The organism is Bradyrhizobium sp. 4 (genome assembly GCF_023100905.1).
GTDB lineage: Bacteria > Pseudomonadota > Alphaproteobacteria > Rhizobiales > Xanthobacteraceae > Bradyrhizobium.
Window position 1 is genome coordinate 3,845,224 of record NZ_CP064686.1, and the last position, 14,778, is coordinate 3,860,001.

18 protein-coding genes and 1 tRNA gene are annotated in these 14,778 nt (G+C 61.3%); 13 read left to right on the plus strand and 6 right to left on the minus strand.

What is annotated here, in order from left to right; translation table 11 throughout:
* Positions 1-22 precede the first annotated feature (22 nt).
* A complete protein-coding gene (locus IVB45_RS17960; RefSeq protein WP_199198412.1) occupies positions 23-184 on the minus strand; it encodes a hypothetical protein in 162 nt (53 codons plus the stop codon).
* A 629-nt stretch (positions 185-813) separates the two neighbouring features.
* On the opposite strand from IVB45_RS17960, the gene IVB45_RS17965 reads away from it, so the two are divergent.
* Positions 814-1,032 carry a hypothetical protein gene (locus tag IVB45_RS17965; RefSeq protein ID WP_027569948.1) on the plus strand — a complete coding sequence of 73 codons (219 nt, stop codon included), beginning with the start codon at positions 814-816 and terminating at the stop codon, positions 1,030-1,032.
* Between the two features lie 125 nt (positions 1,033-1,157).
* On the opposite strand, the gene IVB45_RS17970 is transcribed toward IVB45_RS17965, so the two are convergent.
* Complete coding sequence (locus IVB45_RS17970; protein WP_063994351.1) at positions 1,158-1,385, minus strand: DUF2171 domain-containing protein; 228 nt, start codon at positions 1,383-1,385, stop codon at positions 1,158-1,160.
* Positions 1,386-1,524: 139 nt separating this feature from the next.
* Between IVB45_RS17970 and IVB45_RS17975 the strand changes: the two genes are divergently transcribed.
* Positions 1,525-2,808 (plus strand): hypothetical protein, encoded by a 1,284-nt coding sequence (locus IVB45_RS17975; RefSeq protein ID WP_247360979.1) that lies wholly within the window; start codon positions 1,525-1,527, stop codon positions 2,806-2,808.
* 15 nt (positions 2,809-2,823) lie between these two features.
* A complete protein-coding gene (locus IVB45_RS17980) occupies positions 2,824-3,189 on the plus strand; it encodes a hypothetical protein (RefSeq protein ID WP_007610194.1) in 366 nt (121 codons plus the stop codon).
* Positions 3,190-5,087: 1,898 nt separating this feature from the next.
* Here IVB45_RS17980 and IVB45_RS17985 read toward each other — a convergent pair.
* On the minus strand, positions 5,088-5,270 hold the full coding sequence (locus IVB45_RS17985; RefSeq protein ID WP_247360977.1) for a hypothetical protein: 183 nt from the start codon (positions 5,268-5,270) through the stop codon (positions 5,088-5,090).
* Positions 5,271-5,283: 13 nt separating this feature from the next.
* Between IVB45_RS17985 and IVB45_RS17990 the strand changes: the two genes are divergently transcribed.
* From IVB45_RS17990 to IVB45_RS18015, 6 genes are all read left to right on the plus strand, one after another.
* Positions 5,284-5,559 (plus strand): hypothetical protein, encoded by a 276-nt coding sequence (locus IVB45_RS17990; RefSeq protein WP_247360975.1) that lies wholly within the window; start codon positions 5,284-5,286, stop codon positions 5,557-5,559.
* Positions 5,560-5,698: 139 nt separating this feature from the next.
* A complete protein-coding gene (locus IVB45_RS17995; protein ID WP_247360973.1) occupies positions 5,699-6,388 on the plus strand; it encodes an HK97 family phage prohead protease in 690 nt (229 codons plus the stop codon).
* A gap of 6 nt (positions 6,389-6,394) precedes the next feature.
* On the plus strand, positions 6,395-7,672 hold the full coding sequence (locus IVB45_RS18000) for a phage major capsid protein (protein ID WP_247360971.1): 1,278 nt from the start codon (positions 6,395-6,397) through the stop codon (positions 7,670-7,672).
* Positions 7,673-7,683: 11 nt separating this feature from the next.
* Positions 7,684-8,178, plus strand: coding sequence for a hypothetical protein (locus IVB45_RS18005; protein WP_247360969.1), 495 nt, complete (start codon positions 7,684-7,686; stop codon positions 8,176-8,178).
* Between the two features lie 102 nt (positions 8,179-8,280).
* A complete protein-coding gene (locus IVB45_RS18010; protein WP_247360966.1) occupies positions 8,281-9,789 on the plus strand; it encodes a hypothetical protein in 1,509 nt (502 codons plus the stop codon).
* Entirely contained in the window at positions 9,786-10,496 is a 711-nt protein-coding gene (locus tag IVB45_RS18015; protein ID WP_247360963.1) for a hypothetical protein, read from the plus strand. The genes IVB45_RS18010 and IVB45_RS18015 overlap by 4 nt, the downstream gene beginning before the upstream one ends.
* A gap of 18 nt (positions 10,497-10,514) precedes the next feature.
* Here IVB45_RS18015 and IVB45_RS18020 read toward each other — a convergent pair whose 3' ends face one another.
* Both IVB45_RS18020 and IVB45_RS18025 read right to left on the minus strand, forming a co-directional pair.
* Positions 10,515-10,706 carry a hypothetical protein gene (locus tag IVB45_RS18020; RefSeq protein WP_247360960.1) on the minus strand — a complete coding sequence of 64 codons (192 nt, stop codon included), beginning with the start codon at positions 10,704-10,706 and terminating at the stop codon, positions 10,515-10,517.
* Between the two features lie 4 nt (positions 10,707-10,710).
* Positions 10,711-11,157 carry a hypothetical protein gene (locus IVB45_RS18025; RefSeq protein WP_247360956.1) on the minus strand — a complete coding sequence of 149 codons (447 nt, stop codon included), beginning with the start codon at positions 11,155-11,157 and terminating at the stop codon, positions 10,711-10,713.
* Positions 11,158-11,611: 454 nt separating this feature from the next.
* Between IVB45_RS18025 and IVB45_RS18030 the strand changes: the two genes are divergently transcribed.
* The 4 genes from IVB45_RS18030 to IVB45_RS18045 all read left to right on the plus strand — a co-directional run bounded on the left by IVB45_RS18030 (position 11,612) and on the right by IVB45_RS18045 (position 14,377).
* Positions 11,612-12,349 (plus strand): hypothetical protein, encoded by a 738-nt coding sequence (locus tag IVB45_RS18030; protein WP_247360953.1) that lies wholly within the window; start codon positions 11,612-11,614, stop codon positions 12,347-12,349.
* A gap of 59 nt (positions 12,350-12,408) precedes the next feature.
* Positions 12,409-12,924: a hypothetical protein gene (locus IVB45_RS18035; protein ID WP_247360950.1), complete on the plus strand. Its 516-nt coding sequence runs from the start codon at positions 12,409-12,411 to the stop codon at positions 12,922-12,924.
* 158 nt (positions 12,925-13,082) lie between these two features.
* A complete protein-coding gene (locus IVB45_RS18040; RefSeq protein WP_247360947.1) occupies positions 13,083-13,283 on the plus strand; it encodes a hypothetical protein in 201 nt (66 codons plus the stop codon).
* On the plus strand, positions 13,280-14,377 hold the full coding sequence (locus IVB45_RS18045; RefSeq protein ID WP_247360944.1) for a tyrosine-type recombinase/integrase: 1,098 nt from the start codon (positions 13,280-13,282) through the stop codon (positions 14,375-14,377). Before IVB45_RS18040 ends, IVB45_RS18045 begins: the two co-directional genes overlap by 4 nt.
* Position 14,378: 1 nt before the next feature.
* Here IVB45_RS18045 and IVB45_RS18050 read toward each other — a convergent pair.
* A tRNA-Arg gene (locus IVB45_RS18050) sits at positions 14,379-14,455 on the minus strand.
* Positions 14,456-14,778 lie beyond the last annotated feature (323 nt).

Sequence of the window (14,778 nt, forward strand, 5' to 3'; positions counted from 1 at the left end):
TTAAAGAGGATCGGCCCGCGCCTCAGGAAACCAGCCAGCCGAAGAACGCGATCGCGGCCCAGACCAGGCCTGCGATCCAGGCCAGCATCACGATGCCGATGGTCGCAAGATATGCGATGCCGAGCGGGTCGGATCGTTCGCGCCGCGTCGGTACGGCAATTTCGGCTGCGGCTTCTTGTGTCATGACGGGAATATCTCCCAAGCCTTCTCGCTCTCTGGGAGCGCTGAGGACTGTTTAGCGGAGACGCCGGGCGCCGGCTGTGACGCACTTCACAGATCGGTGCGCGTCAAGCCCGCAATGGTTGCCGGTCGTTCGACAGATGCGTGAGTTGGATCGCGTCGCAAATCCGTGTGGGGAGGCGTTAACCCCGCAATCATACGGACGAAATTGCCACGCGCTTGTCCAGATCGTCCGGCTAGAATTGGCTTCATGTGTACTAAGTACGATCCACAGCATGAAGCCGAGGCGGCGATGAAGCGCGCCGTGGCGGCCGAAGGTCCCGACCGGCAACGTCTCATCGAGCTGGCCCTGGCCTGGCATCAACTCGCCCGCGACCGGCGCGAAGATCGAACGGACTGAGCCCACACTCTTACGAGAGAACCGGTATTCACAGAAAAACCCCGTGCTCGGGGGGACAAGCACGGGGTTCTCGAGAGCCGATCGGGGCTGGCAAATCGGCAGCACTGGATTTCGAACGCGTCGATCGCAGGTTCGTTCCGCGCCCCCTCAATTCTTTTCGCGCGAGATCAAGGACGACCGGGCGGGAGGCGCGTGCAGGTGGAACGTCGGTTCCCCCGCGACGTTGAGCCGCTATGACCGATCCCGAGTTGCGCGCACAATCCTTCGAGATTGCCTGGAAGTATCTCGACCAATCCGGCCTGCTGACTGGCGAGCGCAGGGACGCGGCCCGATTCATCCTGCACAGGATCGACCGCATGATGCTGGCTGGCGAAAGGCGACGATTGCTGCTGTCCAACGCCGCGATCGATGCCTACCGCTTCCGGCCCGTGCTCGTGACGCTCGACGCCTGACGCAAGACGCCGAAACGCGACGTTAAGACTCGTTCGGATGACGATTTCCGATCGCGATTCGTTTCGCGGAACGAAGCGGAGCAGGATCGTGAACAAACAAAAAGCCTGCAAAGGGCTGCAGTGTGTCAGGCAGCTTCCGACTTTGGCACCGCGTCGGCATTCACCGAGAGCTTGACGACATCGCCTTCGACAGCACCCACATATTTCGTGTCGATGTAATGATGATGGTCCTTGTGACCTTCCGGGCTGTCCTTCCGCGTCAGCTTGATGCGGTTGCCCTCGACGCGGTCGACGGTGCCGACAGGTGCGCCGTCCTTGCCGATGATCTTCATGTGCTCTCTGATCTCGCTCATGATGTTCTCCCTATGAAGTGTCAACGGCGAGGGCCGGTCTTTGTTGCAAGGATGAGCGGGCCCGGCTGTTGGAGCCAATGCGTTCGCCGAACGTTGAAAGGCAGTCGCAATTGCCAAGACCACCATCATCAAGATCCGCATGGAGACCTCCGAGGCCTATCTCAAACGAAAGCAAAGGGAAATCGGGCTGCTGAACGATTGCCTGAGGAGCCCGCTGCATTTGGCTCGGCCGCAATCGGTCGAGGAGGTTGTAGACTCCAAATTTCAGCTCGCCGCCGCGCTGCGCGCGGAGCATGCGCTGCAGGACTGGAAGGCGACGGAGACGGCTTGGTCGCACGCGGCGTCTCCCTCCAGCGGTCCGTTCGTGTTCAGCTACGATTATCAGCGCGCGGACCTCAAGGTGTGCGGTCCCTCGTTTTATGAACTCGAGCGGGGCTGCAGGAGCGAGGCGATCTATACCGCCTCCGGCATGGCCGCGATCTCCGCACTGCTGCTCGCGTCCGCACGAACTATCGGCAAGGCAGACGTCGTAGTGCTGCCGGGCACCTACGGCGAGACAGTGGAGCTGATCGAGAGCCTCGTCCCCCATTTGCGGCTTGTGACCGCCAGGCTGCCGCTGGGCGAAGCGTTTGATGCGGCGGCCGCGCCACGGCTTCTGCTGCTGGATTCATGCGCCCCTGCCGGGGCGTTCGAGGCGGCTCTGCGCTGCGACGGTTCGGGGCTCGACCTGTTGATCTTCGACACGACATGTTTCGCCGGCAGGTCAGGGCGCATCCGGCGCGTCCTGAGATGGGCCGCGCGATGGGACATCCCCGTCGTGTTGGTGCGAAGTCACAACAAGCTGGATTCGCTCGGCGTGGAATATGGCCGGCTGGGCTCTGCCGTCTTCGTGCATTGGAGCCGGAAGGACCTCAAGGCAGGCCAGCTGCTGTCCGAAAGCCTGGCGGCGGAAACCCGCAATGCCGTCCGGCTTCTCGGTGGCGCGGCGTTGCCGGCGCACTTCCCGCCATTCGTGGGCTCGGCGGCCTATTGGGCCCTGACGAAAAGGCGCGTCGCGGCGATCCTGCGCAACGGTCGCCACACGGCGCGATATTTCGCCTCCGAGCTCGCTTCGCTCTCGGCCGAGCTGCATTTCACCCACGGCCTCTATGTCACGCTTCGCGGCAGACGCGCCCTCGACGAGGCGACCGCGCGTCAGGCAGCCGACGACATGAGCCGCGACCTGAGCGGCAAGGGCTTCCCCATTCGCCACGCCGGCAGTTTTGGTTTTGATTTCGCGGCGACGGAGTGGTTTCACGACGCGACCACGGATCGGTACAGCGTCCGGGTCGCCGTGCCGGATCTGCCGACCGAGGTGTGGAAGGATCTCGCGGCGGCAATCGCCGGGTGGTGGGCGCGACATCAGGGCGACACTGAAGGGTGAGTGCGGTGCAAGGCCATGACAGAGCGACCGAAAGCGTTTCCTTACAGGGAATGCACGTGGCATGTTTCAGACGAACAGTCCCAGCAATGGCTTGCGGTGCTTGAAAAGACGGGTGCGGCCAACGTCCGAGCGCGCCTCGCCCAGACCGACGCGGCATCCGCAGGAGCGATCGCGATCGGAACCGCGCCCGTCATGACGATCGGGTTCGCCCAGGAATGGCTGAACTGGAAAGATAATCAAAAATCCGAGGCGGATATCGAACGGCACGAGCGGCAGATCTGGTGGACTCGGACCGCGGCAATCGCCGCATCGGTCGCCGCCTTGAGCGCACTGTTCGGCTGGATTTGGACGATCTTCATCCGGGGGAATAACGGCCTATAACAAACATGATTGTTACGTTGCGCATACATCCGCGAGACGAGAGCGGCTACAAACTGCGCTGTTTCAATCGATCGCCAGGCATTCTTCCACGGCCGGCTTCTGGTGGTCGCGACGCGCCCACGCCTGAACAGCGAACGCGAGTTGATGCTGACTCGCCGCCGCGTCCGCGATAGTGGCCCGGGCCGTCGCGATGGGCTTTGTGACCACACCGGAGTTCACGACTCCCGCGTCAACTGCCAGAAACGATATTGCCACAACCGCCACCGCAGATGCGATAGCCATTCTCGTCAAGTCGGATAGTGGCATCGAAGTCCTTATCGGGCGCACGTCGCTCGGCGGATAGATAGGGCTCGTTTGCCCGGATCAAAGCCCGGAGCGAGGCGACCCACGCGTTCGTGAAGGACAGCGGACCCTGCGGGCGCGCGTCGTAGACCGGGCTCACCATGAGCGCTTGAACCTGAAAATGGCGATCCCGGCAGAAGTGCGACCTCGCACGATCTCAATAGCTTAGTCTGTCAAACCTCTCTTAGCGTCACCATTGAGGGGCAAGCGCTTTTTCCCGCGTTGTCAAACCGGGGGCGGCCATGAATTTGCGAGGGTCTATTCGCCGGCCGCCTTCAATGCGGGGAAAGGGGGGCGAGGAGTTTGGAATCTTAAAACTTGCTTGGGCCAATGCGACGCCAGCTGCTCGCCAGCGGTTCTTGGCAGAAGTCGTCGATGAGCTTTGCCGACAGTACGCGCCGCCGCGTCAGCATCGCGGCGATCGCGATAGCCTGGTCGACGACTTCCTCGCTTCGCAAGTGATCAAGAGCCCTCACGACCAAATTCAAGCAGCCAAGCTGCTCGCTCGCTTCAACGCATACGGCGCCTCGCGTGGCGCGCCGCCTTGGACCAGCCGGCGCCTGGCTGACCAACTGAAGTTGCGCGGGCTTCGATCGGAACGGCATCACTTCGCCTGGTGGGTTGGCATGAGGCTCACTGATGTCGAGGCTGTTCCCCCGCGCCCCCCCTCCGGCGGGCAGCGGCCTCCTCCCAAACCCTCGAAAGAGGCAACACGTGTTGCACAATCGCATCCGAGGGTACGAGGGTCTGGAGATGGTTTGTAAAAACTATCGCAAACGGAATTCCTTCGAGTTCGTATGCACTTCCCGAAAGCTGGAGAGGGTTTCGAGGGTTTTCGCGCGCGCATACGCATGCGTCGCGAGAGAGAGCGCGGCTGCAGCGGCTGAAGCTTGCATGCGAAGAAGCGTGTCTTGCTTGCGCGCTATACGAGGAAAACCCTCTCTACCCTCGAATTTTCCTCTTACACAATTGAAGAAAGAAAACAAAAACCCTCGCATCTATTTTTCAAAACCCTCTCCAAACCCTCGAAACCCTCGAACAGCATTAAAAATGGGAGGATTGATCCTCCCACGCTCCAAGCTCCCGGGAGGAAGAAACGCGAGCGAAAACAAGGCGCGTGGGAGCTTGGGAGCATATCTCCCTATCTACACACATGCGTGCGCGCGCGCTGGCGTGCGCACGATGCACACGGAAACAAGGTCCCAATCTACCCACAAGCTCCCACGAGGCTTGATCTCATTGGGCTTTAGGCTTGCCATTGAGGTCTTAGCCAAGCTCCCGCTACTTCCCATCAAACTCCCACAACAGAAACGGTTCTCATTCGGAACCGTTTTCTTTCGCCGGGGAGGGGGCGGGTCAAAAGTCCAGGAAGTCTCTCGGCCCGGACCGGCGCCATACTCATTCGCGGATTTTTTTCGCGCTAACTGGTTTTTTCGGGCCGGTCGGCAGGTGTTGCGATGACTGCGCCTGATCGCTCTGAGTCAAATCAACGGGTTAGCGGCGACAAGATCGCGCCGGCCTCGAAAAGCGCTGAATTTAGACCCGAGGCGCCCGATTTATTCAATCAGCTCTCGCTGCCGCTGCCGCAGGGCGTTGAGTGCGCCGTCTGCAAAACTCCGTTCGAAATTTTCTTCAGGCGTGGGCGGCCGCAGCGGTTCTGCGGCGATGAATGCCGGCGCAGCGAGCAGCTGCGGCAGCAAGGCGAATGGAACGCCCGACAGAAACTCAACCGACAGCAAGGGAACACCTCCGATGAGTGAGCGCAGCACGATCGTCGACCTGATCCGGGCGATGAAGGGAACGCTGATGGGCAACCTGAACAATTTCTGGACCCGCTCGGCCGAGGACCTGGTCGCAGGCGGCGTGCCGAGGTCCGAAGTCGCGGAATCGTTGTTCACGGTCGGCTTGACCTACAAACTCGCTGCGGAGGGCAAGGACGCGACTGTGCGGCATCTGCACACGCTCGCGGACTTCATCGAGGACAACGCGACAGACGCGGCCGGCAAGCCCGCCGGGAGGCCCTCTTGATGACAGCGAAAGAATCAGATTGGTTCGCTTCCGTCGCCGTGCTTCGCGCCGGTTGCGGTCTATCCTTCGCATGTGCTCCGGCGCTGCCAAGGCTCAAATCTAGAACCTGCCGACCACTCCGCGTGGTTCGCATTGAGCTTTGCCGAAGGATGCGATGACCAAACTTTCCAACATTCTCCGAGTTTCCCCGCCGATCGAGTTCAAACGCGCTCCCGACAGCCGGGGCACGGTCGCCGGCTACGGCAGCACCTTCAACGGCGAGCCGGATAGCTATGGCGACGTGATCGCACCAGGCGCCTTCACCGCCTCCCTGGCACGCCACAAGGCCGAGGGCACTGCGCCGCTGATGCTGTGGGGCCACGATCCGGATCGCCCGGTTGGCCGATGGGATACGCTCCAGGAGGACGGCAAGGGCCTCTTGGTCAATGGCCGCTTCAATCTCGATACCGCTGCCGGCCACGATGCATATGCGCACGTGCTGGCCGGCGACCTGGCCGGCCTCTCGATCGGCTACCGCACGATGCCGAATGGCGCCAAGCCTGGCCCGAATGGCACAACGATCCTGACCACGCTCGACATCATGGAGGTGTCGATCGTCGGCTTCCCTGCGAACCGCTCCGCGCGGATCACAGAGGTCAAATCCTTCAGCTCGAAATCCGAGCTTGAAGCCATGCTTCGCACGATCCTGCCCGCACGGGCGGTGAAAAAGCTCATGTCTGGCGGTTGGCCGGCATTGAGCGGCGATGACTGCGACGATGAACCCGATCCGAAAATCAACGAGCTGATCGAGCTGGTCAAAGCTGCTCGATCTGATCTCAGAAAGGTCTAACCTGCTATGAAACGTTACCTGCCACTGATGGCGCTCGCCGCCATCGTCCTGATTGCCGCCGTCGCGGTTGTCGGATTCGACTATTCCGCTGTTGCGCACGCGCACAGCTTCGGCGGCGTGGTTGCCGACGCGGCCGGCGGCGCGGCTGCCACCGAGGAGCTGGTTCGCCAGTTCAAGGCGCACAGCGCCGACGTGCTTTCGAAGCTGGAAGCCGCCGGCGGCGAGACCAAGGGCCTTTCGCAGCGGATGACTGAGATCGAGCAGAAGATGACCCTGCTGCGACAGGGCGGCGGCTCGGCCGATGTCGCGGACAGCTGGGGCGCTCAGGTCATCCGAAGCGAAGTCTTCAAATCGCTCGACGGTCAGCGCTGGAAGGGCAGGGCGCGCTTCAACGTTAAGACCACGGCAACGCTCACCAGCGCCAACGGCGGCAGCGCGGGAGATTCCGGCGCTCTCGCACCTCCCGATCGCCAGGCACAGCCCATTGGGCTGGCTCGGCGGCGACTTCGAATGCGTGATGTGTTTGCGCCTGGCCGCACCGACAAAGGCACGATCGAGTGGCCCCGGCAAACGGCGCGGTCGAACAACGCTGCAACGGTTGCGGAGGGCGCGCTGAAGCCGCAAAGCGACATGAGCTTCGATCTCGTCAATTGGCCTGTCAAAACGATTGCGCATTGGTTGCTCGCCTCGCGGCAGATTCTCGACGATGCGCCGGCCCTCATGAGCTTCATCGACTCCGACCTGCTCTATGACCTGGCTTACATCGAGGAAAACCAGCTGTTGAGCGGATCCGGAGCCGGAAGCGATGTTCTGGGCGTTCTCGCGAACGCGACGTCCTATTCTCCGCCGTTTGTGCCTGCGTCGGCCGGCAACATCACCAAGATTGATGTGTTGCTGCTCGCGATCGCTCAGGTGCAGGCGATGGACTTCGAGCCGGACTTCATCGCGGTCAATCCGCTCGACTGGACCGACATCCTCGTGACGAAAAACGATGTAGGCGACTACGTCGGCAGCGGTCCGATGGCGGCACAAGCTGAACTCCTCTGGCAACTGCCGGTGGTGACGACCAAGGCCATGACCGTGGATAACTTCCTTGTCGGACCTGGCAAGCGTGGTGCGCAGATCTTCGACCGCCAAGAAGCCGCTGTGGAAGTGTCGACCGAAGACAGCGACAACTTCCGCCGCAACCTGGTCACGGTCCTGGCCGAAGAGCGCCTGGCGTTTGTGCTGAAGTACCCCGCCGCGTTCGTGAAGGGTACGTTTACGGCCGCGCTGGCGGCGTGATCGGAGCGAACGTGATCCCATACAGCGCTTACCTGGCGCTCGGAAACTTCGATGCTTCCGGGCTGGTGTTCACCGAGCTGACGATCGCCGGCGGCGCCAAGGGCTACGCCCGACAATCAATTTCCCTGGCGCCTGCGGGCGCCGGGTCTCTGGTGAATTCGGCCGCGATCGACTTTCCCGTCGCAACAAAGCCGTTCACCTGGCCGAGCTTCCGCGCCTATGCGGTCTTTGACGCGCTCACGGCCGGCAATCAGCAGATGGCTTGGAAGCTCGGCAATCCGATCGTCGTCGCTGCCGGCGATCGGCATCGCCTCAAGGCTGGCGATATCGAGCTGAACTTTCCGGTGGCCACGTCATCGCTCGGGTCGGAAGTCCTGCTCTCGCAGAGCTTCACGATATCGGCCGACAAGGTGCTCACTGGCCTGCCGAGCGTGACGCTGACGCAGGCGGCTTACGACGCTCTGGCAACCAAAGACCCGATGACGCTCTACGTCATCGTCGGTTGAGGCCGCGCTCACGGACGCACTGAGCGCGATCCCTGCGGGCGGCGGAGTTACGCTGCCGCCGCCCGCATCACCGCAATACGCTTTTTAGAAAGGGGCTGAACGATGGCTGGGAACGACACGGCGGCACTCGTGGTCGCGCTCTCGGCGCAGCTGAGTAAGTTCGAGCGCGACATGAAGCAGGCCGGCGACATCGCCGATCGCACTGCGTCTGGAATTGAGGATCGTTTCAACAGGATCAACCCGGCCGCGGCATCCTTCCTGGGCAACCTGTTTTCGAATGTAGTGACCAAGGGCATCGGCGCCGCCGAGGACGCGCTGAGAGAGTTGGTGAAGCGGTTCGAGGACCTGCAGTACACCGCGAAATATACTGAGACCGCGATCCAGTCGGTTTATGGTCTGCAGGAAGCGTTCAGAAAGTCAGGCTCGTCGGTTGACGATTTGAACAAGTCGCTTTCTAGCGTCGCATTGCAACTCGACCAGATGCAGCGAGGCAATACAGAGAACCCGTTGGCAAAGCTGTTCGCTGCCAACCCGCAAGCGTTGAAGGGCATCAAGATCGACGCTCTCGACGCTGTCGGTGCGTTGGCGAAGGTCGGCGATATCATGCAGACCTTGAGGCCGATCGAGCGGCTCGAAGTAGCCAGGGCGTTGGGCCTTCCAGAGAGTGCGGTGCAAGCACTGGAGCGGGGCGGCGTTGCGCTCAAGAAGATTGCCGACGAAGCGGCGCGTGCCGGGCCTGATCTAGAAAAGATTGGCGCTCAGGCTAAAGCACTGTCGGAATTATTTTCGGCGCTCGGCACCACGCTCAAGAATCAGCTCGTGTCAGCGGCGTTTGACATGATCAAGACCGACATCTCTGACTTGATCCAGCTGACGGCCTTGTTCCTCGGCCTGTTCAAGGGCGGGCCGTTGGAGGGCTTCACACAGGAAACCATGAAGAAGCTCACTGAGTTGCGGGATGGCTTCCAGAAGACGAAGGAGGACGCGGAGAAGCCCCCGCGCCTCCGAGTTGACAAGGCGCCGCCGAGATTTAACGGAACGGATCCTTTCGGCCTCAACAACCCCACCCAGGGCGACGCCTTCAATCGCACCGAAGAGCAAATCACCCGGCGCACGGCGGCGCTGAAGGCCGACACCATCGCAGTGGCTCAGAACAACGCAGTGCAAGCGCAGCTCCGTGCCGAGTTCGAGCTGCTGAACGCAATTCGCAAGGATGACGGCGAGGTCTCACAAAAGCAGATCGATCTCTATGAGAAATTTCGGGAGACGATGACTGCGCAGGAAGCGCTGAAGGCCGCCGACATCGAGCTAACCAAAAAGCACGCGGACGCCTTTTTTACCGCCTCACAGAACATTGGCGCTGCAACAGCCGCAATGGACCAGGCACGGGACGCGGTGAACAGGTTGAACAGTGCGAGCTCTCAAGTCGGATCTGCTCTTTCCAACGCGTTCGCCGATGCGGTTGTCGAAGGCAGGAACCTCAATGAGGTTTTGACCGGCCTGCTTAAAACTCTCGAGAAGGCCCTGATCAACTCGGCTTTCGCGTCAATCTTCAATCCGGGCGCCAGTGGTGGCTTGTCGCCTTTTGCAACATTTGGGAGGTATCCATGACTGCAATCAACATCATCGTAAAGGCAGACTGCGCCCACGTTTTTACAGATGGCGCATTCTACAGCTCCGCAGGGATCCTGACGCACGTCGGGCAAAAGTGCTTCACCCTACCGACTATGGACAGCGCGCTTGTCATCCGAGGCCGATGTGATGTCATGCCGCTCCTCATCAACGAAATCGACAAGCGTTGTTCGGATTTTGACTCTGTCGTCGAGGAAGTTGCGAGTGCTCTGCAGGCGGTGACGACCATGGCGGCGGTTGTCATGCCTGAAGTCTTGCACGCTGGCGCTTTTGATCCGGCTTTCGAACTCTGGCTCATCGGATATTCGACCTCCCGGCGCGCATTCGAAACCTACATCCTTCCAACCCATGATTATCACGCTGGACTGATCGCTTGGCAGGTCGGAAAAGTCGAAGGTTCAATCTGTGCTCCGGCGCCAACGGCCGATGCCGCCCGCGCGGCCGGGTTGACAGAGCAGGTCGGACTTGATGCATTCGATCCGGCGGTCGACGGCTTGAAGCTCCTCGAAATTCAGCGGCTGGTGCCTTCTGCGTTCGATATGCGGCATCCAGCCAAGGTGGGCTGCATCGTCGGCGGCCTGGCGCAACTCACGACGATCACGCGCGAGGGGATATTCACGAAAGTGCTCAAGCGCTGGCCCGATCGCGTCGGGCAGCGCATTGGCATCGCCGCCGTATCCGTCTAAACCGCTCAGCATTGCAGCCTAGTCGCGGCGAAACGCCATCGCGGCCATCAATGCTCCACCGAAAATTGACAGGATCGTCATGGCCGTTTTTGCCGCTGAGGTGTCCGGGGCGAAGATAGCCAAGAGGGTCATGCAAACGATCCAGACGCAGACGATGGCCGAGGTCCCGGTGGCCTGCAGGCTGAGAATAATGCTTTTGAAAGGGTTCATGAGGTTAGCGCCGCACGACGACTACTGATGGCGATGCCATCCATGCTGCCGCCGCAGCCGATTCTTGCGCACCGACCGAGCGGCTAGCAAGATTGCGGCGTTGTTCTTCTGCGGCGACATCCGACTGTATTTGGGTTGCTTCCGCATTCGCTTCAGCGAGCGTGAGTTTTCCGCCTTGCAGTCGTTCGGCTAGAACGGCGCGCTTGGCCCAATAGTTGTCGAAGAGATCCGGGTACGGAGTGAACGGTCGAATGACTGAGGCGGCGGCAGCATTGCACCTATTCTTTTCAATGTAGTTTTTAGAGCCCTCGGGGAACTGATTCTTACAATCTTCGAAACCCTGGGCCATGGACGACTTTGCCGCGTTCATTTGCTCCTGACGTTCGGCCTGCCTCGCCAAACCGCACCCGGCCAGTGCGGCACACAAAGCCACTGTCATCAATCTACGCATGTTGCTGTTCTCCCCAGGCCCCAACGGCCATTGAACCGCAACTGACGGTCGAGAGCAATCTTACGTGCACGGCCAAGGCTTGCTTTTGCCCGGCGTTGCTGCCTGGTGACGATTAGGATCGAACATGGCGCACGAAAGCCGCCCGGGAGGGCTTGGCAATCGGCTGCAAATCAGAGAGGCTGTCCGTGGGTGTGAGAACCCGGACTTGGACTAGAGCGGCCCTTGGCGGGGCCGCCGAATGCGCGCGGTGGAGACCTTGGCGGGTTTCCTATGGGCGCTTGGAAGCGCCTTGGCGGGCGCGCCACCTGGCCATTATGGCCGGGGGCGGTGCGTCATGTCCAGAGCCGAGAGGCTTAAAAGCGCTGCCGACCAGTCGTCCAGGCTGGTTCTCACCCCCCGGCTGCCGGTCTGTAACCGGCGCGGCTGTGAGAAGCCCCTAACTGGACCTGACCCCATGACCCTTCAACATCCGATGTTTCCGCCAGCTGCGGAAACGGTACCGCATAGGAACCGTTTCGCCACATCATCGCCAAAGCCGGCCACGATCGGCCGGCGCGGTCTCCTGGGCGCCTTTCTGGCCCTGGTGCCTGTTGCCGCAACGGCCGGCACCGGCGCATCCCTGCCGGCTGCTGCCGCGCCGGTGCCCCGCGAGAGCGGGCGCCTGATCTGGCTCGGCCAGCAGCTCGACCAGGTCGAGGCCGCCTTCGCTGCGGCCCTAAAGCGCAAGGCGCGCTGCCGCGACGCTGCGGAGCTGGCTTATCCAGAGCCGCCGGCGGAGATCACCTGGCTGCCCGGTCAGCATCCGCCGGCTTGGTGCGGCGTTTGCGAGGAAGCCGATTCCGAGCCTGACAAGAGATCGCAGAGCGTGCGCGATGCCAAGAGCATGCTGCCGATCGCGCGCGCTTACGAGGCGGCGATCGAGGCGGCCACGGCTGATTACAACACAGCTTGCAATGAGGCGTACGAGCTCGGCCGCCGCATCGATCGAATCGCAATCCTGATCTACAAATGCGAATGCCGAACCTTCGAGGGCGTGGCGATCAAGGCGCTCGCTCTGATGGTGGCAACGCAGGTCGACGCCGTCGACAACTATATCGCGCACCGGTCGAAACTGCTCTACGCCGAGCAGCTCGCCGCCGGCGTCCTGAAATTGCGTGCCGCCGCCCCCATGGCTGGCGGGAGGGCAGCATAGTTTTGGGAGCTTGCCCCGAAAATCTCCGCGCCGCCGTCCACAGGGGCGGCGGCGCTGTCGTGCTGCGTAAGTTGACTTTTTTTCGCTTCGGGTCCAGTTTGTGCGCAGGAGCTGATTTGCAGATGCTGGCAAGATCTGAAGCGCAAAAGGAAGTTTCGAAGGAAGTTGCGGCCGAGCTGATCGGCCGCGATCCGTTTTGGATCGGGAACGCATTGAAGCGCGTGACGCTGTCGAGTGGGTTCGATGGTGTTCAAGGCAGGACCCGCCTGATGACCAAGACCAACTTGATCGAGCTTGCCTTCCTGGCCGCGTTTGTGAGCGCCGGCGCCAAGCTCATGGACGCCGCTGCATATGCCGCGATGTACGTTCGGCAACAGCGCGCCGGCAAGGTGCGCGAATGGATCTTCTTCAGCGTCGGTTCTGGTGCGCAGAGTGCGACCGGCACCGACGAGCTGTCCGCTGACAAGCTGGCGCAGCTCGCAAGCAAGTCCAATCCCCCCGGCGTGGTCGTGATCCAGGCCGGCGAGATCGTCCGTCGCATCGATCGCTTCTTCGAGGAGGGCGCGACTAACTGACATCGGATCGGCGTTGAGCGAGGGCAACACAGACGTTCCCGCTGATCCATCCACCGCTAACCACCGGGTGCAAACGATGGTGAGCAAAGGTCGCGTTCAGTCGCGGGATCAGCACTTGTTACCAACAATCGGTGGGCATCGAATGTTGGAAAACGCCAATGAAGAGTGTTTCCCAGGGGAGGCGGCAGCCAAGCCTGTTTCGTCAGAGCGACGTGACGCGCGCCGTTCAGGGTGTGCGCGCTGCCGGAGAGAATGTTTGCCGCGTTGAAATTGAGGCCGGAAAGATCGTGGTTATCGTAGGCGATCGAGCGGCCGACGAGGGCGCGGCCGACGCCGGCGGTTGGAACACCGTTAAATGAAACTTCCCAAATACACCCATGCTTTCGTCGACCGCTTCGGCAAGGCGCGCTTCTACCTCCGCGCGCCTGGTCGGAAGCGGATCGCGTTGCCTGGCTTGCCATGGTCTCCTGAATTCATGGCGGCGCGAGAGCAGGGGTTGAAGGACGAGTGGGGTGCGCCCGCGATCGGAGCCGGCCGGACCAAGCCCGGCAGCGTGAACGCAGCGCTGATCGGCTATTATCAATCCTCGGCATTCAGGGACGGGCTTGCGAAGAATACGCAAAATTACCGACGCGCGATCCTAGAGCGGTTTCGCGAAAAGTGCGGCCATCTGCCGGTCGCGACCATGCCGAAAGACGCTCTGCAGAGGATCTTCGAAAATCTCACGCCGGCGTCCGCGCGCAACTGGAAGAACGCGCTTCGCGGCTTCCTCGATTACTGTCTAGCGAACAATCTGCTGGCGGTTGATCCTCTCGCCGGCGTGAAGCTGGTCAAGGTGAAGTCGAAGTCTCATCACCCGTGGGACGTCGAAGAGTGCGAGCACTTCGAAGCAGCTTATCCGGTGGGAACGCGGGAACGTCTGGCTTACGAATTGTTGCTGCAGGCAGGCCAAGCACGCTGCGACGTCATTCGGATGGGGCGCCAGCACGTGCGAGATGGCATGCTCTCGATGAAACGACAAAAGACCGATGTACCGTTCAATGTCCAGGTCACGCCTCGGCTGCAAGCGGCGATCGAGGCGCTACCGCCAAGCAACCAGCTCACGTTTTTGCTGACAGAGAAAAGCGAACCCTTCGCGTCGGCCGCGAGCTTTGGCAATTGGTTCAGGGGTGCGTGTCGCGAGGCAAAGATGCCGGCACGTTGCACACCTCACGGCCTCCGCGCGGCGGCCGCGATTTATTTCGCGGAGAAGGGCGCGACCGATCACCAGCTTATGGCCTGGTTTGGCTGGACCTCGATCTCTCAGGCGCAGGTCTACACCAAGGGCGCGAACCGGAAGCGCATGGCCATCGAGGCCGGCAAGCTCATTTCAGGAACAGGAATTGGCAAACCGCAAACGCAGTTTGCCAATATCGGCGGCAACCCGTTGAAATCACAGGAGGGCAAAACGTGAGTGGCGATCCCGGCAGGAATCGAACCTGCAACCCTCAGAGTAGAAATCTGATGCTCTATCCAGTTGAGCTACGGGACCGTCTTGAGCCGCCCTGGTTGGGGCCGGCTGTTCATCTACCATGCCATTATGAAAAATATCGTCTTTCGCCAAGCCTGAACCGAACCGTTTTCCGCGAAGCCGCGACAAAGCGGAACGGTGGGGTGTCAGGGTGCCGGGTTGAGCGGCAGCGGACTGGACGATGGATCACATCGCCGGGAACGCTGGCCAGCTTCCGGGACACGGCCGCCGGACGACTGGTCGGGTATTGCTGCGCCATCAGGACGGCGTGCGCGGCGGTAGCTTGATCGGTCTCCTCTGGGCCTGCCTTGTCATGGCGAATGCGACGATCTGCACCTTTGGTT

Bases quoted from the DNA above. Each gene is read 5' to 3' on its own strand.
- IVB45_RS17990 (WP_247360975.1), top strand. From the start codon at position 5,284: ATGAGTGAGCGCAGCACGATCGTCGACCTGATCCGGGCGATGAAGGGA.
- IVB45_RS18040 (WP_247360947.1), top strand. From the start codon at position 13,083: ATGAAGAGTGTTTCCCAGGGGAGGCGGCAGCCAAGCCTGTTTCGTCAG.
- IVB45_RS18000 (WP_247360971.1), top strand. From the start codon at position 6,395: ATGAAACGTTACCTGCCACTGATGGCGCTCGCCGCCATCGTCCTGATT.
- IVB45_RS18015 (WP_247360963.1), top strand. From the start codon at position 9,786: ATGACTGCAATCAACATCATCGTAAAGGCAGACTGCGCCCACGTTTTT.
- IVB45_RS17960 (WP_199198412.1), bottom strand. From the start codon at position 184: ATGACACAAGAAGCCGCAGCCGAAATTGCCGTACCGACGCGGCGCGAA.
- IVB45_RS18010 (WP_247360966.1), top strand. From the start codon at position 8,281: ATGGCTGGGAACGACACGGCGGCACTCGTGGTCGCGCTCTCGGCGCAG.
- IVB45_RS17970 (WP_063994351.1), bottom strand. From the start codon at position 1,385: ATGAGCGAGATCAGAGAGCACATGAAGATCATCGGCAAGGACGGCGCA.
- IVB45_RS18045 (WP_247360944.1), top strand. From the start codon at position 13,280: ATGAAACTTCCCAAATACACCCATGCTTTCGTCGACCGCTTCGGCAAG.
- IVB45_RS18030 (WP_247360953.1), top strand. From the start codon at position 11,612: ATGACCCTTCAACATCCGATGTTTCCGCCAGCTGCGGAAACGGTACCG.
- IVB45_RS18025 (WP_247360956.1), bottom strand. From the start codon at position 11,157: ATGCGTAGATTGATGACAGTGGCTTTGTGTGCCGCACTGGCCGGGTGC.
- IVB45_RS17975 (WP_247360979.1), top strand. From the start codon at position 1,525: ATGGAGACCTCCGAGGCCTATCTCAAACGAAAGCAAAGGGAAATCGGG.
- IVB45_RS18020 (WP_247360960.1), bottom strand. From the start codon at position 10,706: ATGAACCCTTTCAAAAGCATTATTCTCAGCCTGCAGGCCACCGGGACC.
- IVB45_RS17980 (WP_007610194.1), top strand. From the start codon at position 2,824: ATGACAGAGCGACCGAAAGCGTTTCCTTACAGGGAATGCACGTGGCAT.
- IVB45_RS17965 (WP_027569948.1), top strand. From the start codon at position 814: ATGACCGATCCCGAGTTGCGCGCACAATCCTTCGAGATTGCCTGGAAG.